Genomic DNA, 24,851 nt, shown 5'->3' with positions numbered 1-24,851 from the left:
TAGTAAATAAAAGCGTTCCGTGAGCTTTCAGCCTACCAAATGTCCATTACGCCTATTTTTTAATAACATAATAATTGAAGAGAGGCAAATCAACTTATAATTGTTGATTTGCCTCTCCTATTTTTTGTAATTTCTATACTTACGAATTATCTTTAAAGCATTGTAAGCACATAAAGATAGATTACTGCTGCAGGAATAGCCATAAGCGCAGAATCGAAACGGTCGAGCATTCCACCATGTCCAGGAAGTATGTTTCCACTATCTTTTATACCTATTGTACGCTTAAACAAACTTTCTACAAGGTCGCCCCATGTACCAAATACAGCCACAACAATGCCAAGTCCTGCCCATTGAGGAATAGTTAACGAATTTGGTGCTTCTGGATTTTCTGTAAGATAACCTATCAACACTGCAACTGCAATAACAAAAACACCGCCACCAATACTTCCTTCCCAACTCTTCGCTGGACTAATACGTGGAAAAAGCTTGTGTTTACCAAAAAGTGAACCCGAGCAATAAGCGCCTGTATCATTTGTCCACAAAAAGATAAAGATGCTTAAAGGCAAAAGCATATCAGCCATTACATTGCCATTATTATCATGCTGAAATGCCAATACATTTATCATAGAGAAAGGCAATGCTATATACATCTGCCCCAACATGGTATACGCCCAGTTGTTAATAGGATTCTCGTTCTTTAAATACAGCTCAGCAATAATAAGAATAACGATTGTAAAGATGTAAGGAACAAATACACTGAAGTCCTTTACATATCCTACTCGCAATCCAGCCATTGCTATGAAGAAATAAACACCAGCCACAACAGATATAAACCGATTTACGCTGACACCTTCAATCTGCGATACCAGTCCTGTGTATTCCCATAAAGTTAAACCAGTAATGATAGCAAAAAGCACTATCATATATTGCGGTGCTGTAAATCCTGCAACCATAACAGCCACAAAGACAACGCCTGTAAGGGCGCGCGTAATTAGGTTCTTCTGTTTATCTGTCATTGCGTTCTTTCGTTTATTCTTTAGTTTCAATATTCTCCTCTGCAGATTCGGTCTTTGCATCATTACCAGCTTCCGCTTGTTTAATGGCTGCTTCGTGTTCTGCCTGTGCCTGTTTCACGCTATCAGGCATTGCATCAAGCGATAACTTTGCATTCTCTTCTGCTTCCATCAATTCTATTGTGCGACTCACCCAAGGACGTTTTCCAAATATTTCTTCTACATCCTCTGCCATAATAACTTCTCGTTCTATAAGCAGCTGTGCCAATTTGGCATGACCTTCACTATGCTCAGTTAATATTGCTTTCGCACGATCGTATTGCTCGTTCACCATTTTCAGAACTTCTTCATCAATTACTTTGCCTGTTGTTTCTGAGTATGGCTTTTGGAAACCAGGATCATTATTATAGTAGCAGATATTAGGTAGCTTATCACTCATACCAGCATAGGCTATCATTCCAAATGCACTTTTTGTAGCACGCTCAAGGTCATTCATTGCTCCCGTTGAGATATGACCTGTAAAGAGTTCCTCTGCTGCACGTCCACCAAGAAGCGAACACATTTCGTCAAGCATTTGTTCTTTAGTTGTAATTGGTCTTTCTTCTGGTAAATACCATGCTGCACCAAGTGCTTGACCACGAGGTACAATGCTCACTTTAATGAGTGGATTAGCATGTTCACAGAACCAACTGATGGTAGCATGCCCAGCTTCGTGAAGCGCTATGGTGCGTTTTTCACTTGTTGTGAGTATCTTTGTTTTCTTCTCCAAGCCTCCAATGATTCGGTCTACCGCATCTAAGAAGTCCTGTCTGCCTACTGCTACTTTATTATGGCGTGCAGCTATCAACGCAGCTTCGTTACATACATTAGCAATATCGGCGCCTGAGAAGCCTGGAGTCTGCCTTGCAAGAAGGTCAATATCGAGGTTCTTCTCCAATTTCAATGGTCGTAAATGTACTTGGAAGATTGCTTTGCGCTCTGGTAAGTCCGGTAAATCAACGTGAATTTGTCGATCAAAGCGTCCTGCACGGAGCAATGCTTTATCCAACATGTCTACACGGTTGGTAGCTGCCAATACGATAACGCCACTATTTGTACCGAATCCGTCCATTTCTGTGAGCAATGCATTCAACGTATTCTCCCGTTCGTCATTGCCACCCATAGATGGATTCTTCGAACGAGCACGGCCAACAGCATCTATTTCATCAATAAATATAATAGAAGGAGCCTTCTCTTTAGCTTGTCGGAACGCATCGCGAACACGACTTGCACCCACACCCACGAACATTTCAACAAAATCAGAACCACTCATAGAGAAGAAAGGAGCTCCTGCTTCACCTGCTACTGCCTTTGCCAACAAGGTCTTACCTGTTCCAGGAGGGCCTACAAGCAATGCTCCCTTTGGTATTTTACCACCCAAATCGGTATACTTCTGTGGGTTTTTCAAGAAGTCTACAATTTCTTGTACCTCCTGTTTTGCACCTTCTTGGCCAGCCACATCCTTAAAGGTAACGCCTATTTCGCCACCTTTCTCGTATATTTTAGCTTTCGATTTGCCTACATTAAATACACCACCTCCGTTTCCAGCACCACCATTCATACGTTTCATGATGAAAAACCAGAAGCCTATTATAAGAATCCAAGGCACCAATCCAATAATAAAATCGGTAAAACCATGTTCATCCTTGTTCTCATAACTATAACCAGAAATCTTCTTTTGCTTAATAGCAGCATTCAAAAAGGTTTCAAGATTATCTATAGAACCAATCTCTACAGTAATATATGGCGATTTACCAACCTGATCTACACCTTTCTTAAATATATCTCTCACGTGATCAGGACTTACATACATACGAAGTGTACTTTCCTTTTTGTTGATGACAACACGTGTGGCATAGCCTTTATTTATGTAGTTTACAAATGTGGTATAATCCTTTGTTGCTCCTTCACCCGCAGGAAAGATACTGTCCATACCCTTTGTTGAGAAGAACAGCACAACAATAATAAGTACCATAACATACAGCCAGTTCATATTGAACTTAGGCATTTTTGGCTTGTCGTTTGGATTTTGATTGTCCATTTAATTCATTTAAATAAGATAATTAAAACTGTTTTTACGCTGGCAACAGTCTTAGTCTATGTCTTCGATTTGCGTTAATACTGCATCTTCCCATAGATGTTCAAGATCGTAATACTCTCTTGTTTCTGGAATAAAGATATGTACAAGCACATCAGCATAGTCTATTGCTACCCATTGATTGGTGCCGAGTCCAACACAACTAATTGGTTTTTCTCCGTGGTGTTCGCGAATATAGTCGCTTACTGACCCTGCAATGGCTTCTACTTGCTGTGGAGAATTGCCATGGCATATCACGAAATACTTGCAGATAGTACCATCAATCTCTGATAAATCTGCAATAACTATGCCATGTCCTTTCTTTTCCTGTATTCCTTCTACTATGGATTCAATAAATTTCTTTTCTGTGTTCATTAAAAATACATTATTCTATTAAGGTACAAAGGTACAGCAAATGCCTTGAAGGACAAAATAAATTTGTTTTATTTTGCGAATTTAATGCAAAGATAAAGAATGCTTTATAGACATTCACTACCTGACACTGAGACTGACAGAATGATAAGACAAAATCAGCCTAAGAAATGTAATGCAATTGTAAAACTTATTCCGTACTCACAGAAAGTAAGATTTTGAAAAAAAGTTTGGATAATTTTTGTTCTTCATTAAAAAAGTAGTATCTTTGCACTCGCATTAAAAAAAAGAGATGCAAACATATATTGGGATATGGTGTAATGGTAACACAACAGATTCTGGTCCTGTTATTCTTGGTTCGAGTCCGAGTATCCCAACATTGCAAAAGCCAAATAGTTCCTAAGCTATTTGGCTTTTCTCATTATTCCATAGAGTGTATAAAATCACCTACAAAAGGCTTTTATCCAAAGCTATAAAATTATTCTTATTATGTAAAAATAATATCATTCAAAAACTATAATATCGGTTTCATGTTGCAAAAGCGGTTGTTTTGCAAAGCAAAAGTACCTGTTTTATCGTGCAAAAGTGCCTGTTTTGTAATGCAAAACAATGGGTATTATAAAGTATTGATATTAAGATAATTATACATAACAAACACTCTTCAAAATTCTTTACAACTATTTAAACTATTTGCTGTATCTATTTGTATTTTCAGATACAGGAGTATGCCTCCTTAAAAATACCAACACTTAAAACAAAAAGAGCGAATATCATTAAGACATTCGCTCTTGCTTATATTGTTTCAACAACCTTATAAATCATACATCAAACCAAAGTTGATACAGTTTAAGGCTGTAATTTTACCCATAAGATTGGTACCTGGAAGTAGACTTTCCTTTCCTAAGAAGCCCATCAGATAGATGTTGTGATTGTAGAATGCCGAGAAATTCTTCGAAATCTGGCGACTAACGGTCATACCTAAGTTAACAGCTCCATCTTTATTGTGCTCTTTTCCCGTTTGAATACCGATCGCAGGACCAGCATATAGAGCCACGTTCCAAGGGCGATAAGGGTTGTATCCACGGAAGTAAGATAGGAAGTCAACCTGATAATTGGCCGCAATGAAAAGTATATTATGCTTCTCTTCGAAGAATTTAGCGTTACTATTTTCGATGCTAGCATACTTAACATCGTCCATAACATACTCTAATCCAAGACGAACTGCTGATACTTCGTTTAGTCTATAGCCTCCAAAGGCTGTAAAATTAACCTTTGCTCCATCACCCCTAAAGCGATGTTTGGTAAGCAAAATATTCCATCCGCCACCTACTGCACCAAAGAGTCGCATTGGTTCCTTAGATACGTAAGAGGTCATATCAGCATCTTCATAGCGTGCAAAACGATTCAACGGAATAGTCAAACCTACACGAAGAGAGAATGAATTGCCTAATTTTAAAGGAGAAGTACCTGCTTCTTTCGTTCTATATAGAGCATTTCCTGCTCCGTTTATATAGATATTATCGTGTATATCAAGTGCGGAATACATGGGTTCAATATTCAAACGGAGGTCGCGACTAAGGCGTGTCCATAGCTGTAAACCGACACGGAAGCCACTAACAGTGATTCTTGAGCCCTTAATGGTATGTTCTGCATCGTTCATAATGAGCCAACCATTCTGATATCCCGCAAGAATGTTAGCACCAACGAGCGACCGCCAGTTATAATTCTTACTCAATCCTAACGGGTTAATGAGTATATCTCCAGCTATTGAGCCCATACCTATGGCATGGTGAATATCTTCTGTTTGTCTATTTACGGTATGTGTAGTTGTCATATCTACACCTTTTGCCATATTCAACCCTATGCGCGCACCGAGGAAAGAGTTAGCCCACCAACCCAACGAGAGTTGCATAGAAGTGCCCCATGAATCTTTTCCCTTGCTTGGAAGCATAGGATAATTGGCATATCCATATCCATAATCAAGGAAGAAGCGATGTTGTCCTGGTGAAGGAGCATTCTTCCAAGGAAGGTTTTTGATGGTTTTAACGAAACCATTTATGTGGTATTGCGCACCAAGTGTTAGAACATTAGACACCGCACCAGGGGTTGTGTAAATCTGTTTAGAGTCATAATGGCTGCTAGGCATCCAATAAATAGTGTGAGAATAAAACAAAGAGAGATAAGGAAGCACACGGTATAAAAGCATTCCACCAAAGTTTGCGCCTACATCTACCTTCTTTCCGTATTTGCTTAGTACCATCGAAGGACCACCATAAAGGTTCACACTCCAACGTCTACCGGGGCGATAGCCTGTCATAGCGTTGAGAGCGTTAAGCTGATAGTCGACAGAAACAAACGTATTCTCATAGGTAAACTTACCTAAACCGCTACCGCTGCTTGTCTGCCAGATAGGATTTGAAACGTGATCTGCCATGATTTTAACGCCGTGGTACATGTTAAAGTTGTAGCCAGCAAAGCCATTGAAGTTCAAAAGCAGTCCACGCGACTTGTCAGTGTAGCGCCATTTGTTGATAGTAGTGTTCCATCCAAGACCTCCTCCAATAAAGATGCCTCTTTCGGGTAGGTCGTCTTTCGCAGGATTTTGGTCATAATTTCGATGCATTTTATTTCTAAATTGCACCGATAAACCCAACTTAAAGTCAGTTTGGTCGTATCTCATACGTCCGTCAAAGCGGTCGTAGTGTTCTAATAAGATGTAACTTGGTTCGAAAGTAAGGCGCAAATCGTTTGTAAGTTTTGCCCAAATCTGTGCTCCCAAGCGGTATCCAGCATACTTTCCGCTTGTTTTATCACTAATATCAGCATGCACTAACTGCAGCAAACCCATCTCGTAACCACCAAAAAGATTTAACCCTACAGCACTATCCCAATTGTAATGGCGTGTAAATCCAAAAGGATTGAGTATCGCATCAAAGAAAAGACCAGCCTTTCCAAGCAACGATGTAGTATGATTACCCTTTACCCATGGTGCATTAGTTAAATTTACACCTCCTCTTACACCGATGGCAGATGACATCCACTGACCAAGACTGGCGCTAATACTATAGCCAAGAGTTTCGCTTGTCTTCAAATCTGTTTTGTGATATAAGGTCGGTCCTAAGATGTATTCGAAGAACCAAGGACGTCGCCACCGCAGTCTTGCAGGGTCTTCAAGGAACAAACGTTTACCATCGGCAAAGCGTTTCTTGAAGTCACCCGCATTATTTTGCGACGACATATTATTATAGAAGTACCAGATATAGGACAAATTCACTCCATAACCTATGCTAAAGTGATTAAATTTAGTCGCTTTGTCTAAATCCATACCCTCTGTTCCTGCCATTATATAAGGTTCAATAGAAAGCGCTGCTTGTGTTCCTGCAAAGAATTTGAACTGTAATCCTGTATGAACATTATAGGCAGTAGCCTTTTCTTTCATCTTATTTGAAACAACAGAGCCATCATATTTGGTTAAACTCGAATGTTGAATACCTACTCCAAGTATACCAGAAACACTTAAAGGACGGTCAGGACGATAACCTAAAAGATAGTTAGAGAAGTTGAAAAGGTAGTCTACATCTGTGCGAATTGTCCAGTTTGCGTTGGGTTGACTACTTATATAACCTAGTTCTCCCCCCACTCCAACTCTGAAAGTACTCATTGGACTTAGCTCTTTACCTAATCTAATATGAACGCCAGCTTGGGTTGTCAGCTGGTAATCGTTGTTGTGTTGATAGAAAACAGCCCCTGCTCCGAAATCCAAAAATGTATGTTTACCAAAGTTTCCCTTAACCCATCGGTCGCCTTGATAGCGGTGTCGTCCATCAAGACTATAGTCTAAAGCATTGAAATTATACTGTTTTCGGACACCATAATAAGCTGTATCAGTTTTCATAGTGATACCTTCAGATGCCATTTTATTCTCCAAATCGCTCAAATCTCTTGCTAAAGTATCAGTGGGTTGACCTATTGGAGTTTGTGCTTGTAGGGCTATTATCGTAAAAAAAGCTACGATTAGGGACGTTATCTTCTTCATTCCTTAACCTCCTCTGTTGGTAAATTGGTTGTTTCAACGTTGCTTTTGCTGTCCACTTCGTTACTATTTTCAATAGCTTCTTCAGCGCTTTCAGGCGCTTTCATCTTACCTGCGGCAATCATCAAATCTATGAATTTCTGTCTGTATTGCTCTATATTCTTTTCTTCATAAGGGTTTCTCTTTCTTACATCGTCAGGAATATTAGCGTCAGAATTATAGAAACCTTTGTACTGTGGCTTCATATCAAAGCTGTGTTGGAAGTACGCTAAAAAGGCAGGAGTAGTGTTATCTGTCATTCTTAACGCAACATCAGGACCATACTTTGCCGTTAATTCCATAAAATCATCGTCACTCATATCAGGTTTTCCTGCTGCTATTACACCTTTCATATACCACTTCTTTGCACTATTGTCGGGCAAAGAGTCGATAAGCGGTTCAAGTTCTTCGTATGTTTTGCCTAATTCTGAAGCCAATTCAAAGCTCAATATAGCATAGTTTTCAGCGTTAGATCTCATCACATAGCTTAATGCTTCCTTCGCACGGCGGTCTTCATCAGGTGTTTTTCCTTGCTTAAAGAATAGCGTTTCCAAGTCTGTGAACATCTTTATGTCCTTATATTCGTCTGTATCAGGCAACTTACTTGCAAGGTGATAAGCCTCTCCAAGCTTCATTGACTTGAAGTACATGATAGCTTGATTAGCTACTATCTCTCTTCTATTCACAGTGTAACGATATTCGTTATCGAAAGAAATAGGACGCGAAACTTCTAGTCCGGCCTTCATATCTACAAAAGGTGAGAGAATATTTAAGTCGATAGAGTCGCTCTCTATAGCATAACAAGCAACACGATTTGCCACATAAGCAGCAAACGGACTAAACTGCATTGTCTTACGTAACTTAATCTCATTCCACGCACGATAGGTCAGCTTCCGTAATTCTACTGAATCTTTTATTTGCGTGAAAAGATTGTAGTAGTCTCCATTTGAGAAAATATTCTTTCCTCCTTTTTGATAATCCGCATCATTATAATAGGTCCACAACACTTCTTGAGCATCAAGAACTTTATTCTGTCTTAACGTATAGGTACAACGCATCAAGCGCTGATTCTGTAGAATTTCCTGTATAACAGGCAAGGTTTGCATTTCTCTCAACCCACTTGCATTATTGTTAAAGGCGTAGTTACGCAATGTATTAGACTCTGTTTCTAAGTTGCGAGCCTTCAAAGAGTCCGCTACATCGAACCAAGTGTAAACCAATGGTTCTTTCACTTCGAGTCCAGCACTCGATATTTGTCCTCCAATTATCGACAAAGCTTTCCTTGCACGCATGTTAGCAAGCTTTGTATTAGTCGCAACATTACCTTCTGGCGATGCTGTTCCCTGTACAGTAAAGTTCATCAAAGCACGGCCATAAGAACGTAGTTCCTTCACAAGTTGTTCAAGATGTTGCTGGTTTGATTCATCAGAAGTAAGTTCGTCTTTGCCCACAACAAATGTAAGTTGAAGATCGCGGGGCACTTCTCGCAACTGTGCTCGGGCCTGTTCGTAATATTGAGGCGTTAGTTTTATCTGCTTCATTGCCATTGAAACATCGAGCAGTTTCCAAGGTTTGCGTGTGTTACAAGTTCCGTTTTTCGACCTATCTTCAAAGTAAACGTGTGTATAATCCTCTAATCTTAACACAGAACCCCATTTGTAGCTTTTGTTAGGATTAGGCTTTGGATACGTTACTTCCCAACGAAAGGTAAACTCGTCTTTCGTTGTTGGTTGGTCTTCGATAAAGTAATTGCTCAACGAATCGTTTCGTTTATAGTCAAAACTCTTTCTTCTGATTTGATTCTTATGATACTTTTTCCCCTCAAACACCAATGGTTCAAGATACTGAATGGTATCTTCCTCTTCACAATTTATAACCATTGGCTGGAAAATAAGACGTGAATGGTCCTTTGTGTACCACTCTGGTAACTTCACAGTTACGTCCCAATGCAAGTTCGGACCATCGTCTATAGGTTTCATTTCCACGACGTTGGCTCCTAAACGCTTACCAAGTACAGTTGTATTTGCAAGTAAAAGAGTCTTAGATCCATCAGTAAAAACAATGTCATATTGTAGATTTGAGCCTATATTAACGACCTTTACCTCCCCTTCATTTATTACCATGAGTGCTCCTTTGGCCGAGATATCAGCCTCGAAGTGTCCATCATAGTCTGGTGTCACGGTTGCATTGCTCTTTATTGTAACCTCTTGACTGAATCCTTTACTCTTGCTTCTATATGTAGCAGCTTGCCTATTGGCCTCATCTCGATTATCAAAAATATAGACAGGAACGGAGAGTGGCACTTTATTCGCCTTCCCTCCGTCGAACGATTTCATGTTTTTATAAACGTTACCAGTTATGTGTAACACCTGTGCACGGCCTATACTCACATAAGTGAGTAGTAGAAACAGAATAACAAGGTAACGATTTCTGCTCAACTTCATCTTATTTCTTTTATCTTATTTCTTTATCTTAATATGTAGGAAAGCGTGATTCCAACCTTAGTTGGCAATATTTCGTAACCTGTATATCCATCTTGCGTCTTTCCTCCTGAGGTTGTTTGCAAATTAGGGAGTCCGTCGGTTGTCTTCGTTTGATGGAAGACTACCATTCCAACACCTGCATGCGCATCAATCGTCCAATGGTCGGAAAGCGACACAACATAACCAAATGTAAGACCAGCACCTACTGCAAAACCATCGTAGCGTGTGTTTTTCCATTTCACATCGTAGTCGACAGCCAATACATTCACACCTATAAAATGATGGTACATGGGGCGTCCACCGAAGTAGTAGCGATATTCTGGTTGCACACCAATCATCTTCATATCCGTGTGCCAATAGGGTTTATTGTTGGTAAACACACTCAATCCCAATGTAGAACGATTACCTATTGTCATTTCTGCACCTATATTATATGTCTGTAGCGCCAACATTGCCACGTCAGTATTAACAGATATGGCCTGACTATGTGCTGTTATTACAGCCAATACACTTAAGAAAGCTATGAATAACCTTTTCATTTTCCTGTTCCTTTCTTCTTTTTATCAGCTTCTCTTGCTACCTTTTCTTCAGCTTTAGCTGCATATTTCTTGGCTTTTTCGTATTCTTTCAGTCGCTTATTGCGTGCCTTTTCTATATGTTTAGCCTTCTTCTTTTCTTCTTTTGTTATGCGTAATGTATCTTTCGCATAAGCTTTGTTCGCTAATTCTATACGATATTTCTCGTCCACCACTTCGCGTTTCTTGTATCGATTTGCCACTCTTGTACCAAAATGATAGGTCAGTCCCACCTTTATAATATCAGTTGAAGTAGCATAGACCAATGGGTCGAATGTTAGCTTGTAACCACTTTGCGGCATCACAGTAGTGTAAACGTGCTGATTGTTAACAACATCACGGCGATATTCATCGTACTTTGCTAATACCACACCAGCATTAATACCGAGATCAAGGTCAAGACTTGCACCATTTTGGTAGCCATATAGCTGTGCAATAGTGCCTACCATGAGTCCTCCAGAAAAGGCATTACCCTTCTTTCCAATCTCAGAAAACTTTATATTGAAGTTATTTGCGCCACCATATACGCCCCAATAGAACACACGACGTGGGTTCTTTCCGTGCCAATATTTACGCAATTCTACTTTACCAGCGTAAATATCGTATACATTATAAGTAAGGTCTTTAGTTTGTGTACTCCAGTTAATCTTTCCTGAAATACCGAGAGTCCATTTGTTCCAGCTTTTGTTTCCCAACGTATATTCTATGCCGAAATTAGGAGTTAACGTTACCCAATCAATGGCATTTGTACGCAAATTGATGCGGTCACCAAACTTTAAGCTGTCTACTTTGTTATAATAAAGTGCAGAATGCTGTGCATAGGACGACACAAGCATTGGACTGCTAAATAGCAATACTGCCAATGTCAGTAAGCTTTTGTTCAAGTAAGTCATAATCCTTATAAAGCAAGTGTGATTAGTGGAGTTATCCTCTTAATAGTAAAACAACGCCTTTAACAAAAGGAAAGTGCGCTTGACAGGAATCGAACCTGCACGATGGAAATCACCAGATCCTAAGTCTGGCGCGTCTACCAATTCCGCCACAAGCGCATAAGCGGTTGCAAAGATACGCTAACTTTCGCTAAAGACCAAATTATTTATACTCTTTTTCTTCTAAACTACTCATCTTTTTTATTTTCACCCCCATTATTATGACTTTACAGCATCATGTTTTTATAATTTATCCTATTAAATTATTAAAACTTGAAAGTTGTACTACCGCCACATGAAAGCAACAAAAACACTATCTAACACAATATGTCTAAACTCGCCATTTAAGAATAAAAGCAATGCGTTTATATTGTAATTATTTTTCATAAGAATATCTATCACACAACTTTCTTATTATCAAAGCTTTACAATATAGGCTCTTTTACCTCGCAAAAGAGCCTGTTTTGCACGGCAAAAGGGCCTCTTTTGCATTGCAAAACAGGCACTATTACAACGCAAAACAATTTCTTTCGCTTTTTACTGATAAAATATTTACAAAACGAAAGCCATTCGAAGGTAAAATCAACTGGCAAAAAATATCACCTCTTTATATGCTTCCCAAGTAATGATAATATTACTATTCGTTGATGTTTACCTTTTCTATTGATACATATAAAAACGCAATTGCATAACAACTACTAATATCCCAATAGACAAATAGATATTTAAAGGGCATAACTTTAACAAAAAGAATAATTTAATCGTTTTATTTTTAAAAATTATTTATAAAAGCGTTAGTTTGCTTTTGTTTTATTACCGTTGTATCGGTAAAAAGATTTAAGATGAGCAAAGTAAAGATTTTATTTGTTTTGATCATGAGCTTTTGTCTGCTATTAGCGACACAAGCAGAGGCTCGCAAATGGACACTTCAAGAGTGTCTCGACTATGCTTTAAAGCATAATGTTACTCTTCGACAAAATGTTCTTACAAAGGCATCAGCGCACGAAAGTGTACTTCAGTCGCAGGCGGAGTTGTTTCCTTTGGTTAACGCTTCTACTTCACAAAACCTGTCGTATACTCCTTTCCCACAAACGGGACGTGCAACGGTTACCAATGGCTATGTAACAAGCAGCGTAGACAAATTGTCTTACAATGGTATGTATGCTATTAACTTCAATTGGACTATTTGGAATGGAAACCAAAACCGAATGAAGATTAGACAGAACAAGCTTACCGAACAGCAAGCTACTGTCGATTCTGCCATCACAGCCAACTCTATTCAGGAGCAGATAACACAGATTTACATTCAAATTCTGTACACTGCTGAAGCCATAAAGGTTAATGAGAAGAGTTTGGAATGGAGCAAGGAAAACGAAGAACGTGGTAATACTATGGTGGAAGTGGGTACTTTTAGCAAGGCTGACCTTTCGCAATTGACAGCTCAACGTGCTAACGATGAGTATAATGTAGTGGCACAACAAGGCAACCTTCTCAACTATACTCGCCAGCTAAAACAGCTATTGGAAATTACAGATGAGGACTTTGAGATTGCTATTCCAGACAGCTTGAACGGCGATGCGTTAGCTGAGATTCCTGGATTACAGACTGTTTATGAGCGTGCTTTAACCTCTCGTCCAGAGATAAAGGGCAAGCAATTGACCGTAGAAGCAGGAGAATTAAGTATCAAACAAGCCAAAGCGCAATACCTTCCAACTATTGGATTGAGTGGCGGAATATCATCAAACGTTACAACAATGAATAGTAATGCGTATGGAACACAGCTAAAAAACAATCTTGCTGGAGGCGTTGGAATAACAATTAACATACCTATTTGGGACCAACGACAGACGCGGACAGCTGTAAACAAAGCTCGTATAAGTTTAGAAAGCAATCAACTCGCTTTACAAAACCAACGTACTCAGCTTTATTCAACAATAGAAAACTATTGGATTCAGGCAAGTACTAACCAAGCGAAGTATAAGTCTGCTGTTGTAAATACAGAGAGTCAGCAAACTAATTATGAGATGCTTTCTGAACAGTTCCGCCTCGGATTGAAGAACATCGTGGAACTTCGCGAAGGTATGAACAACTTGATTACAGCTCAACAAAATGAGCTGCAGAGCAAGTATATGACGCTATACAATCTTCAAATGTTAAACTTTTATGAGAATGGACAGGTCAAATAATAATTGTAAACACATTGTCCTTTAACTCCCAATAATAAGAAATATGAAAAAGAAAATCAGTAAAGTATGGTTTATAGTAGGCGCAATAGTAATCGTTGCCATTGCCGCATTCTTCCTTACAAGGGGTGATGAAACTCAAAAGATATCGTTTGATACTGCTGTAGTAGATAAGGCAAATATTCAAAATAGCGTTACTGCAACTGGAACTATAGAGGCTGTAACCACAGTAACGGTTGGTACTCAGGTTTCCGGTATCGTTAATCATCTCTATGTTGATTACAACTCTGTCGTAAAGAAGGGGCAAGTGATTGCTGAATTTGATAAAACCAACCTTCTTAACCAACTCAATTCGACTAAAGCAGCCCTTGCGAGTGCAAAAGCTAACGTAGCAAGTGCACAGGATAACATACTTAAAGCGCAGGCTGATCTACGTAGTGCTGAAGCTAACATCGGTTATCAACGAGCTAATTTCAATCGTTATACAACCCTGTATAAGAAAGGTCTAAATTCCTTATTGAAGCTATTCTCCTCAGCGTTACTAGCGGTATTATTGGTTTTGTTTAGTTGCAATAGCCTATCCAAACATTTGTTTTTATAGTATTATACCGCCCAAAACGATTATTCTATGCAGAGATTTGCGTGAAGAAAGAATATTTTTGTATCTTTGCGCAGATGTCTTATCTTTAGATATGAGCGTCTATCTTTTAAGTTCAACACATAATGAATCTATTACGGAAAAAGGCAACACAGGAATATAAAGAGAATGTAGCGCATTTTCTTTTATGGCTTCTCGTCTTTATTATCCCTGTAATTACGATGTTTTTCCATACTAACAGCGTTTCTGAAGAGTATAATTGGGAACGTGTTTTCAGTGTATGGATAATCGTGTTTGTATTCTTTGTTGCTTTCTTAATACATAATTTCTTATTGCTACCACAAATTATTTATTACAAACGGCGAGCTATTTATATTTGTGGAACCATCTCTTTGATACTTTTTTTTACTTTTTTGCAGTATGCGTTTCATGTTACAATGGGACAAAAAGCCTCAAAGGTAATCGTTCAGAATGAGAGTATTCAAAACACAATTACGCATAATCATGCTACGCTTATAACGCAGGTGCTTGCTGTAAATATGATTATCTTAGTGCTAATGTTTGGAATGAACTTTGGCGTAAAACTGTTTTTCAAATCAAATGAAGACCAACAGAAGTTGCACGATTTACAGGAGAAGAACTTAGAACAGCAACTAATTTCTTTGAAATACCAGATAAACCCGCACTTCTTCATGAACACTCTTAACAATATACATGCGTTAGTGGATATCGACCCTGAGAAAGCAAAGTGGGCAATCATAGTAATGTCGAAGATGATGCGGTATATTCTATACGAGGGCAATAATACTTTTATACCTTTACAGAAAGAAAGCGACTTTATTCATAGCTATATTTCGCTGATGCGTATGCGTTATACGGACAAGGTAAAGATAAACCTTGATGTTCCGAAACAGATTCCTGTGGGCGAAATTCCTCCATTGCTACTTATATGTTTCGTAGGAAATGCTTTCAAACATGGCATTAGCTATCAACAAGAGAGTACGATAGACATTTCCCTTTGCGTGGAAGACAATAAGATAAAGTTTAGTTGTATCAACAGCAAACTTGCAGAATCGGAAGCAGAAAATGGTGGAATGGGACTGGAAAGTGTCCGCCAGCGACTGAGGCTTATCTATCCTAACCGCCATACACTTATAATAGAAGACAAAGAAAATACTTATAGTGTTTGGTTAGAACTATCATTAACAAATAAAGAATAACTAAAACAAGCCTACTATATATGGAAAACAGAATAAAGACATTGGCAATAGACGACGAACCTTTGGCATTAAAACAATTAGCAGCTTATATTAAGAAGGTGCCTTTTTTAGAGCTTGTAGGTGAATGTCAGAATGCTATTGAGGCAAGGAGGGAGATGGAAGAGCAAACCATTGATGCTATATTTATCGATATTAACATGCCTGATATGAGCGGATTAGAATTTGTGCGCTCGTTAGATGCGAAGCCATTGGTTGTTTTTACGACTGCTTATAGCGACTATGCTGTTGAAGGTTATAAGGTGGAAGCCATTGATTACCTTTTGAAGCCTTTCGGTCAGGCAGAGCTAAATGCGGCTGCTGAGAGTGTTAGACGACAGTACACGCTGTTGCGCCAAGCTGAAACTAAGACTGCTTTGCCCGACGATGACACGCTATTCTTAAAGAACGAGTATAAAGCTATTCGTGTGAACATGAGCGATATTCGCTATGTTGAAGGAATGGGCGAATATTTAAAGATTCATTTTATAAGTGGACGGAAGCCTTTAATGATACTTTCGAGTATGAAGAAGATGGAGAAGTATCTTCCTGGTCACAGCTTTATGCGTATTCATCGTTCGTGGATTATCAATCTGATAGACATTAGCGAAGTAAACAAAAGTCGTATTCTTATGAACGATGGCGTATATGTTCCTATCGGCGACATGTATCGAGAAGAATTCACAAGGTACATTAACTCTAAGTTTTTAGAGAAGTAGGCGTGCTTTATTAACTATAATAACATAAGAAACATGAAGAAACAAGTATTATTTTCGCTCGTCTTTGCCTTGGTGGCAACGATTTGGACTACTACTGTGAGGGCACAAACACAATACGAGCTTTGGGTTGCTGGGACACAAGTAACCTCTGAAAATTGTAACGACCTATCTGTTATCGAAGGTGTATCGGGCACTGTTGTGTACGACAATAACACGAAGACCTTGACCCTCGACAATGCTACTATCAGCAGTGCAGCAGAGGGCGATAGAAATGGTAGTGGTGCGGGCATCTTTAACAAGCTTCGTGGCCTTAACATTCAACTCGTTGGCAACAACACCATTACTTCAGAAAGGTTTGTTGGCGTGTGGAACTATTATGCCTCTATTACTTTCACTGGCGATGGTAAGCTTACAGTGAAGGGCACTACTACATCGGGCGACAAGGCTTATAAGGCTGGTATTTTAAATCAAGGCGATATTGTGGTTAGCAATTGCACGTTGGAGGCCAGCGGAGGTGTTTACGGACTGGCTTGTGGCGGATGGAAATTCGACCATTGCACGGTGCGTGCAAAAGGTGGTGGCAGTGGCGACGACAAGTATGCTGGTAGCCTTAGCATTGTCTCTTCTTATCAGTTCGATGGCTGCGCTATCACTGCTCCGAAAGGAACTTATTGGGAATACATGAAGAACGATGAATGGTCGGGCTACTACTTCTTGTTTGGCGAAGACAAAAAGGCCATTACCGACTGGGTAACCATCGAGCCTATCGACGACTACAATCTTTGGATTGCTGGTAAGAAAGTGAACTTTGCCAACTGCAACGACCTTTCTGTTATAGAGGGTGTATCTGGTAAAGTGATGTACAACGACAACACAAAGACGCTCACCCTTAACAATGCCTCTATCAGCACTACAATTGAAGATGATAGATACGGCAGAGGCTCGGGCATATTCAATCAAATCGAAGGATTGGTTATCAACCTCATCGGCAACAACACCATTACGGCAAAGAATGGTATGGGCGTGTGGAACTTCAAGGACCTAACCTTTACGGGCGAAGGCAAACTCACCGTAACTGGTTCTACAACATCGAACGAAAAGGCTTTTCAAAGAGGCATCTTCAACTATGGTTCCATCACCGTAAGTGGTTGCACCTTAGAAGCCATTGGTGGAGTTCACGGACTGCTTTCTGGCTTTTGGACTTTCGACCACTGCACTGTGCGTGCCAAGGGTGGCGGTAGCAGCGAAGAAGAATATGCAGGTAGCATTAGCTGGCTGTGGGATTCTAAACCAGAACTAAACGGGTGCGAAATAGTAGCTCCTGCGGGCGCATACTGGAAAGAGTTCCAAAGCGACAATAAGAGCTACTACTATGTTTGCGGTGCAGACAATAAGATAGTTACCGACTGGGTAACCATCGCACCCACCCCTAATGCCATCGATACACCAACTGCCGACACTATCGCAAAGCAAGGCATCTACAGCCTTAGCGGTGTGCGCCTGCAAGGCGAACTGAACAACCTGCCGAAAGGTGTGTATATCGTGAATGGACGAAAGGCTGTGAAGAAGTAGCTGAAATACATCACTCGTGATATGCAATTGTATACCACGAGTGATATACAACGATATACCACGAGTGGTATGTAAAAGATACTATTATATAACAATTTTATTAATCTATTAAACAAAAAACAATTATGATCGAGTTTGAAATCAAATCGAGAAAGCTCAACATCGGCAAGCGCAAGGGACAAACCGTTTACTACGCTTCGCCAAAGACAAAACAACGCCTGACAAACAAAATGGTAGTAGACCGCATTGTGCGTGAGACATCGTTATCTGCAGGCGATGTAAGCAATGCTCTTATCTCGCTCGGTGCCGTCGTACGCGATGCGCTGCTTATGGGCGTAAACGTAGACTTGGCTGACCTCGGTTCGTTCCGTGTCCTCGTTCCTGCGAAGATGATGGACAACGAAATCGACGTGTGTGTCGATACACTCAAGTCGCCCAAAATCGTGTTCACACCTAAAGTACAGATGCGCGATGCTGCCAAGAACGTGGAGCTGAGCGTGGACAACCCTAAACGCAAAAAGAAGCACGAAAGTAAGCCAGAGGGAGGCAAAGAAGGAGGACAACCACACCCTTAAACACTCCCCCACTACTTTCGAGTAATCAACAACAAGCCGCCTCTGAATAAAGCAGAAGCGGCTTTTATATATTCATAATATGCCACAACTTTTTCAAAGCAACAGCTATAAAGTTCGATAATTTTATGTAAATTTGCATGTAAATAAATAAGTAACAACAATAAATAATAATCAGTAACAATAAAAAGAAATATGAAAAAACAAGCTTTAGCCATAGCCATTGCAGCCCTAACTACAGCAGGCTTTGCATTTGCAGCAGCAAACGACGACAACGTGATGCGTAAACAAGAAGACGGCACGTACGTAGTAAACACAACCACATTGGTAACCAACGTGCGCGGCTATAAAGGTGCAACACCATTAGAAGTACACATCAAGAAGGATAAAGTAGTGAAAGTAGTAGCACTTAAAAACAACGAAACACCACAATATTTTGCACAGGTTACCTCAAAGATGTTGCCCAAATACAACGATAAAAACATATCAAAAGTAGGTTCAGTAGATGGCGTAACAGGAGCCACCTTCTCGTCAAGAGCAGTAAAAGCCAACGTAGAAGCAGCCGTTAAATATTACAAGGCGCACAAGTAGAACAACGCAACATACACCATAAATAAAAGCAGCATTACCGTTCCTTCAGTACAGTAATGCTGCTTGTTTAAATATAATCTTCGAGGAGACTTACTTCACGTTGCCCACCTTAATCAGATATTCAGCAATCTGCACAGCGTTCAGTGCAGCACCCTTACGAATTTGGTCGCCCGTAAGCCAAAGAGTCGTTCCGTTCTCGTCAGCAAGGTCTTTACGAACACGTCCAACGTAGATGTCGTCTTTGCCTGCACTCTCCAATGGCATTGGATAAACATAGTTCTGTGGGTCGTCTACAAGCGTAACACCAGGTGCTGCTTCGAGTGCCTTGCGTATTTCAGCAATCTCTAAAGGCTTTTCAGTTTCTATCCAAACCGACTCTGAATGGCTGCGAAGCGACGATACACGCACGCAGGTGGCACTGGTGCGAACATCGGAGTGCATGATTTTCTGCGTTTCGTAGAACATCTTCATTTCCTCTTTCGTATAGTCAGTTTCCGTCATCTTATCTATTTGAGGAATCACGTTATACGCTAATTGGTGCGGAAACTTGCTGATTGTCTTTGCTTCACCTGTTTCAAGAATCTCTCTGTACTGCTGTTCCAGCTCCTGCATCGCTGCCGCACCAGCACCCGAAGCACTCTGATAACTGCTGATACGCACACGCTTAATGTGGCTGAGCTTCTCAATAGGATTCAAAACCACAACCATCATAATGGTAGTACAGTTCGGGTTGGCAATAATGCCACGTGGACGAGTAAGCGCATCTTCTGCATTGATTTCAGGAACTACCAACGGAACTTCCTTATCCATACGGAATTGACTCGAATTATCAATCATAACAGCACCATACTTAGTGATAGTATCAGCAAATTCAGCCGATGTGCTGCCACCTGCACTGGTGAAAGCAATGTCAATATCCTTGAAATCATCGTTATGTTGCAGAAGTTTTACTTCGTATTCCTTTCCTTTAAATGTGTACTTGTTACCCACAGAGCGGCTTGAACCGAAAAGAACAAGGTCGTCTAATGGGAAATTTCTTTCTGCCAATATGCGGAGGAATTCCTGTCCTACAGCCCCGCTGGCACCTACTATTGCTACTTTCATTATCCTTGTATTTATAGTTTTAATGGGGCTACGCTAATCATCAATAGTTACAATGTTCTATCGCGAAGTGCAATCCCCTATCGTTTTCAATTGCAAAAATACAAAAAACTCTCTACTATCCCTACTCAACCGATAACTTTTTGCTATCTTTGCAGATATTTAATAATAGCAGATATGTTCAGTATATCCCAATATTTTCCAATCACCGACCCAACATTGATTTTCTTTGTTGTCTTGATGTTAATCTTATTGTCGCCCGTTATCATGGGCCGACTACGCATTCCGCACATCATCGGAATGGTCTTGGCAGGTGTATTGGTAGGCGAATATGGATTGAATGTACTTAAACGAGATGCGTCGTTTGAATTGTTTGGCAGCGTCGGTTTATATTATATAATGTTCCTTGCAGGTCTTGAAATGGATATGGAGGGACTGAAGAAAAATAAATGGCGTGTCGTGGTATTCGGGTTGCTTACCTTTGTTACACCCTATATACTTACATTCCTAATGGGTGTCTATTTATTGAACTACTCTGTCATGTCGTCTTTATTGTTGGGTTGTATTATGTCGTCAAGCACGCTCATATCTTATCCTATAGTAGGACGCTACGGCCTTTCACAGCACCCAGCATCCACTTTAAGTGTTGGTGCAACAATGATAGCGCTGTTCTTGGCACTTATCATTATGGCAATGATAGTAAACTCTTACCAAGGTGGTAGTGGAGGCATATTCTGGCTCACGTTTATGCTAAAATTAGCACTCTATTTGTCAGGTCTTATCTACTTTCTTCCACGCCTTTCACGTTGGTTCTTGCGCCGTTATTCAGATGCTGTGATGCAGTTTCTCTTCGTTTTAGGTGTGCTGTTCTTCTCTGCTGCCTTATCCGACGCCATTGGATTGGAAGGTATCTTCGGTGCTTTCTTCTCAGGACTTATACTCAATCGTTTTATTCCACGCCTATCACCATTGATGAACCATATCGAGTTTACGGGTAATGCGCTCTTTATTCCTTACTTCTTGATAGGTGTAGGCATGCTCATCAACGTTCGTTCACTATTCGAAGGCACACATATCATTTGGGTTGTGTTGTGCATTGTATTCTTCGGAACAGTGGGAAAGGCTATTGCTGCTTACTTAGCTGGCTTTTTATTCCGCTTGAAACGAGAAATGTCTGATATGCTTTTCGGTCTTACAAGTGCCCATGCAGCTGGTGCAATAGCCATGGTTATGGTTGGATTAAAGCTCGAAGTCGCTCCAGGAGAGTTCCTTTTCAACGACGAAGTGCTTAACGGAATCGTTGTTATGATACTCTTTACCTGCATCATATCTTCACTTGTAACGGAGAGAGCAGCTCAAAAGATTCGCTTAACAAAGAAGGAAGAACCCGAAATGGTGAAAGCTGATGGAGACGAACGCATTCTTATTCCTGTAAAATATCCTGATTATGCAGACAATCTGCTCTCATTGGCAATGATGATGCGCAACTCTAAGTTGAAAAGCGAAATTGTTGGCCTTAACGTTGTTTACGATGACGTGAATGCAGCAGCTAATCAAGAAGAAGGAAAACAACTTTTAGAGCACTTACAAAAGCAGGCAACGTCTGCCAATGTGCCGATGGTAACACAGGTGCGCATAGCAGCCAATATAGCCAACGGTATAAAACACGCCTTCAAAGAGTTTCAAGCATCGGAAATAGTAATGGGTTTGCACGCCCGACAAGCTATATCGAAGGGCTTTTGGGGGCAATTCACGCAGAGCTTGTACAATGGTTTGAGCCGACAAATAACAATTGCCCGCATTGTGCAACCACTGAATACGATTCGCAGAATACAAGTAGCCGTGCCTTCACGAGCTGAGTTTGAACCTGGTTTCTATCGTTGGTTGGAGCGTCTGGCACGTCTAGCAGCTAATACAGATTGCCGTATAGTTTTCCATGCACGTCAAGAATCTCTTGGACTCATTATGGGATATATTCGTAACCGCCACCCCAATGTGCGTGCAGAGTATTCTGAAATGGAACATTGGAACGAGTTACCGCATTTAGCGAACGAAGTAAATGACGACCATTTATTTGTGATTATTACAGCACGAAAGGGTACAATATCTTATAAGAATGCAATGGAACGCATACCAGAAGAAGTAAATCGCTTCTTCAAGAGCAAGACGCTTATGATAATATTCCCCGATCAGTATGGTAATAGAATGGACGGAATGACATTTGCACAGTCGCAACACACCGAAGAACGCAGTGCTTACGATGTTGTTCGTGATTTCATGCAAAAGAAAATAAGATAATAATTATGATAGAAATAAAAGGTGTTACTAAGAATTTTGGTTCGTTGCAAGTGCTGAAAGGCATTGACTTGCGCATAGAGAAAGGCGAAATAGTCAGCATTGTCGGCCCTTCTGGTGCAGGCAAAACTACGTTGCTGCAAATTCTTGGTACGTTAGATAAGCCCGATAGCGGCTCCGTCGTAGTAGACGGCATAGAAACCAGCACATTATCGACTAAAAAACTAAGTGAATTTCGCAATAAACATCTTGGTTTTGTATTCCAGTTTCACCAACTTTTGCCCGAGTTTACGGCAATCGAGAATATTATGATTCCCGCTTATATTGCTGGCATGAAACCTAAAGAAGCACATAATCGTGCTGAAGAACTATTGGAATTTATGGGCCTAAGCGAACGAGCAAGCCATAAACCAAACGAACTCTCGGGTGGAGAGAAGCAACGTGTGGCAGTAGCAAGGGCATTGATGAACAATCCTGCCGTAATTCTTGCCGACGAACCGTCAGGTAGCTTGGACTCGAAAAACAAGGAAGAACTGCATAAACTCTTTTTCGAATTGCGCGATAAGTTCGGACAAACTTTCGTCATCGTAACACACGACGAAACGTTGGCTACACTAACCGACCGCACCATACACTTGAAAGACGGACGCATAGTGGGAGAGGGCAGCGAAGCCAGCGCAATATAATAAAGTAAGAAAGGAAATAACAAATGGCAAAACTAAAGATAGGCGATTACAATACGCTGACTGTATTGAAGGTAGCACTGCGCGAAGGCAATGGCGATCCATTCGGATTGTATCTTGACGGTGGTCCTGCTGGCGAAATATTGATGCCTCAGAAGTATGTTCCCGAAGGTGTTTCGGTAGGCGACGACCTACGTGTCTTTGTGTATCTTGACCAAGAAGAACGCCCCATTGCTACAACCGAGCAGCCACTTGCCGTAGTGGGCGAGTTTGCATACTTAGAGTGTTCGTGGGTAAACGAGTATGGTGCATTCCTTCATTGGGGCGTAACGAAAGACCTCTTCTGTCCGTTCCGCGAGCAGAAGAAGCGTATGCAGATAGGCGAATCGTATGTTGTGCATGTACATCTTGACGAAGAGACCTACCGTTTGGTAGCATCGGCGAAGGTGGAACATTATTTCGAGGAAGAAAAACCAACGTACAAGCAAGGCGAGGAGGTTGATTTGATGATTTGGCAAAAGACCGAACTCGGTTTCAAAGTCATCATCGACAATAAGTATCCTGCCCTTGTTTATGGCGACCAAGTATTCCAATACGTCCACACGGGCGACCGTATGAAAGGTTATATTGCCACAGTCCGACCAGACGGAAAGATTGACTGCACTCTGCAACCAACAGGACAGCAATATGCAAAAGACTTTGCCGAAGTGCTTCTGCAATACTTAAAGGACAACGGTGGTGTATGCAACCTTGGCGATAAAAGCGAAGCAGAAGATATTAAACATCTCTTTCATGTGTCAAAGAAAGTCTACAAGAAAGCCGTCGGCGACCTTTATAAGCGACATCTCATTACGGTTGAACCGCTTGCCATTCGCTTGGTGTAATATTATAATCTAAAAATGAAGACGTTAGCTTTAGTCTTTTGCACCCTATTTATACCCTTGATGGGAGTTGCACAAGAGGAAGTGCCTCACAGAATATCGACCAATTATGTAGGAAAGCTTGCAACCGAAGCAGATAAATTGCTTGGAAAAGCCGACGAAGCGTTCGATAATGAGGATTATGATACAGCCTTTAAGTATTATCAAAAGGCTGCCGAAGCTGGCAATATAGATGCCTATACTGGTCTTGGAAGATGCTATGCCTATGGTTTGGGCGTAGTATTTAATGCTCAAAATGCATTACATTGGTATCAGAAAGCTGCTTATGCAGGTTCAGCTTTAGGGCAATACTATCTTGGCATTCTTTATTTTGAAGGTTGGAACGGTGAAAAACCCGATAAGAAAAAGGGTTTAGAGTGGCTCTTTAAAGCTGCAAATGGATGTGAACCATGGGCAATGTTCTATATCGGAAACTGTTATAAACGTGGCGATGGCGTTGAAAAGAACATTGATGAAGCTATACGTTGGTACAAAAAAGCTGCTGAATATGGCGACGAAGATGCACCTTTGCTTCTTAAAGAACTGGGTGCTGAAATGCCTGAAAACACAGAATAATAGATGATTTTCGTATCTGAATACGTCCAATGTTGATAAATACAATATTAAAGGAGGGGTGTAGAATCAATCTACCCCCCTCCTTTGATATTATCTAATAAGTGTTTAGAGTACTACTTTTATCGTTAAAGCTTTTTCTGTTGAATTCTCTGTATAGCAAATCAACAAAGAAGGCGTAATGGACATTTGGTAGGCTGAAAGCTCACGGAACGCTTTTATTTACTA

The 24,851-nt window shown here is 40.5% G+C and carries 18 protein-coding genes, 2 tRNA genes and 1 pseudogene; 12 read left to right on the top strand and 9 right to left on the bottom strand.

The window, feature by feature from the left end; all coding sequences use genetic code 11:
* Positions 1 to 152 precede the first annotated feature (152 nt).
* From HXN26_RS07450 to rsfS, 3 genes are read right to left on the bottom strand one after another with little or no spacing between them, the layout of a single operon-like run.
* Positions 153 to 1,016: a phosphatidate cytidylyltransferase gene (locus HXN26_RS07450; RefSeq protein ID WP_025000059.1), complete on the bottom strand. Its 864-nt coding sequence runs from the start codon at positions 1,014 to 1,016 to the stop codon at positions 153 to 155.
* Positions 1,017 to 1,029: 13 nt separating this feature from the next.
* A complete protein-coding gene (gene ftsH / locus HXN26_RS07445) occupies positions 1,030 to 3,093 on the bottom strand; it encodes an ATP-dependent zinc metalloprotease FtsH (protein ID WP_273160205.1) in 2,064 nt (687 codons plus the stop codon).
* Positions 3,094 to 3,144: 51 nt separating this feature from the next.
* Positions 3,145 to 3,504 (bottom strand): ribosome silencing factor, encoded by a 360-nt coding sequence (rsfS, locus tag HXN26_RS07440; protein ID WP_273160203.1) that lies wholly within the window; start codon positions 3,502 to 3,504, stop codon positions 3,145 to 3,147.
* Positions 3,505 to 3,807: 303 nt separating this feature from the next.
* Between rsfS and HXN26_RS07435 the strand changes: the two genes are divergently transcribed.
* Positions 3,808 to 3,878, top strand: a tRNA-Gln gene (locus tag HXN26_RS07435).
* 434 nt (positions 3,879 to 4,312) lie between these two features.
* Here HXN26_RS07435 and HXN26_RS07430 read toward each other — a convergent pair.
* From HXN26_RS07430 to HXN26_RS07410, 5 genes are all read right to left on the bottom strand, one after another.
* Entirely contained in the window at positions 4,313 to 7,537 is a 3,225-nt protein-coding gene (locus tag HXN26_RS07430) for a hypothetical protein (protein ID WP_273160201.1), read from the bottom strand.
* On the bottom strand, positions 7,534 to 10,017 hold the full coding sequence (locus HXN26_RS07425) for a hypothetical protein (RefSeq protein WP_273160199.1): 2,484 nt from the start codon (positions 10,015 to 10,017) through the stop codon (positions 7,534 to 7,536). The genes HXN26_RS07430 and HXN26_RS07425 overlap by 4 nt, the downstream gene beginning before the upstream one ends.
* Positions 10,018 to 10,040: 23 nt before the next feature.
* Complete coding sequence (locus tag HXN26_RS07420; protein WP_273160197.1) at positions 10,041 to 10,595, bottom strand: DUF3575 domain-containing protein; 555 nt, start codon at positions 10,593 to 10,595, stop codon at positions 10,041 to 10,043.
* The gene (locus HXN26_RS07415) at positions 10,592 to 11,524 is read right to left on the bottom strand and encodes a DUF3575 domain-containing protein (RefSeq protein ID WP_025000054.1); all 933 of its coding nucleotides are present in this window, start codon (positions 11,522 to 11,524) and stop codon (positions 10,592 to 10,594) included. The genes HXN26_RS07420 and HXN26_RS07415 overlap by 4 nt, the downstream gene beginning before the upstream one ends.
* 74 nt (positions 11,525 to 11,598) lie before the next feature.
* Positions 11,599 to 11,680, bottom strand: a tRNA-Leu gene (locus HXN26_RS07410).
* 722 nt (positions 11,681 to 12,402) lie between these two features.
* Between HXN26_RS07410 and HXN26_RS07405 the strand changes: the two genes are divergently transcribed.
* From HXN26_RS07405 to HXN26_RS07375, 7 genes and pseudogenes are all read left to right on the top strand, one after another.
* A complete protein-coding gene (locus HXN26_RS07405; protein ID WP_273160194.1) occupies positions 12,403 to 13,746 on the top strand; it encodes a TolC family protein in 1,344 nt (447 codons plus the stop codon).
* A gap of 43 nt (positions 13,747 to 13,789) precedes the next feature.
* Positions 13,790 to 14,257 (top strand): annotated as a pseudogene (locus HXN26_RS07400) (HlyD family secretion protein); the annotation flags it as partial.
* A 209-nt stretch (positions 14,258 to 14,466) separates the two neighbouring features.
* Positions 14,467 to 15,561, top strand: coding sequence for a sensor histidine kinase (locus HXN26_RS07395; RefSeq protein ID WP_273160190.1), 1,095 nt, complete (start codon positions 14,467 to 14,469; stop codon positions 15,559 to 15,561).
* A gap of 20 nt (positions 15,562 to 15,581) precedes the next feature.
* The gene (locus HXN26_RS07390; protein WP_273160188.1) at positions 15,582 to 16,316 is read left to right on the top strand and encodes a LytR/AlgR family response regulator transcription factor; all 735 of its coding nucleotides are present in this window, start codon (positions 15,582 to 15,584) and stop codon (positions 16,314 to 16,316) included.
* A 33-nt stretch (positions 16,317 to 16,349) separates the two neighbouring features.
* A complete protein-coding gene (locus tag HXN26_RS07385; RefSeq protein ID WP_273160185.1) occupies positions 16,350 to 17,888 on the top strand; it encodes a hypothetical protein in 1,539 nt (512 codons plus the stop codon).
* A gap of 125 nt (positions 17,889 to 18,013) precedes the next feature.
* Positions 18,014 to 18,463: an HU family DNA-binding protein gene (locus tag HXN26_RS07380; RefSeq protein ID WP_025000048.1), complete on the top strand. Its 450-nt coding sequence runs from the start codon at positions 18,014 to 18,016 to the stop codon at positions 18,461 to 18,463.
* Positions 18,464 to 18,655: 192 nt separating this feature from the next.
* Positions 18,656 to 19,051 carry an FMN-binding protein gene (locus HXN26_RS07375; RefSeq protein WP_273160184.1) on the top strand — a complete coding sequence of 132 codons (396 nt, stop codon included), beginning with the start codon at positions 18,656 to 18,658 and terminating at the stop codon, positions 19,049 to 19,051.
* Between the two features lie 90 nt (positions 19,052 to 19,141).
* On the opposite strand, the gene HXN26_RS07370 is transcribed toward HXN26_RS07375, so the two are convergent.
* A complete protein-coding gene (locus HXN26_RS07370; RefSeq protein WP_273160182.1) occupies positions 19,142 to 20,155 on the bottom strand; it encodes an aspartate-semialdehyde dehydrogenase in 1,014 nt (337 codons plus the stop codon).
* 174 nt (positions 20,156 to 20,329) lie between these two features.
* Here HXN26_RS07370 and HXN26_RS07365 point away from each other — a divergent pair, with 174 nt between their 5' ends.
* Genes HXN26_RS07365 through HXN26_RS07350 form a run of 4 tightly spaced genes read left to right on the top strand, consistent with a single transcriptional unit; the run spans position 20,330 to position 24,626 of the window.
* Positions 20,330 to 22,450 carry a cation:proton antiporter gene (locus HXN26_RS07365; RefSeq protein ID WP_273160180.1) on the top strand — a complete coding sequence of 707 codons (2,121 nt, stop codon included), beginning with the start codon at positions 20,330 to 20,332 and terminating at the stop codon, positions 22,448 to 22,450.
* A gap of 5 nt (positions 22,451 to 22,455) precedes the next feature.
* Positions 22,456 to 23,133 carry an ABC transporter ATP-binding protein gene (locus HXN26_RS07360; RefSeq protein ID WP_273160178.1) on the top strand — a complete coding sequence of 226 codons (678 nt, stop codon included), beginning with the start codon at positions 22,456 to 22,458 and terminating at the stop codon, positions 23,131 to 23,133.
* 23 nt (positions 23,134 to 23,156) lie between these two features.
* Entirely contained in the window at positions 23,157 to 24,014 is an 858-nt protein-coding gene (locus tag HXN26_RS07355) for a CvfB family protein (RefSeq protein WP_273160176.1), read from the top strand.
* Between the two features lie 15 nt (positions 24,015 to 24,029).
* Positions 24,030 to 24,626, top strand: a complete 597-nt coding sequence (locus HXN26_RS07350; protein ID WP_273160174.1) for a tetratricopeptide repeat protein — start codon at positions 24,030 to 24,032, stop codon at positions 24,624 to 24,626.
* Positions 24,627 to 24,851: the final 225 nt, after the last annotated feature.

It is taken from the genome of Prevotella aurantiaca (genome assembly GCF_015262605.1).
GTDB classification, from domain to species: Bacteria; Bacteroidota; Bacteroidia; order Bacteroidales; family Bacteroidaceae; genus Prevotella; species Prevotella aurantiaca.
Note: the sequence above shows the minus strand (reverse complement) of the source record. Positions and strands in the feature narration are given on the sequence as shown.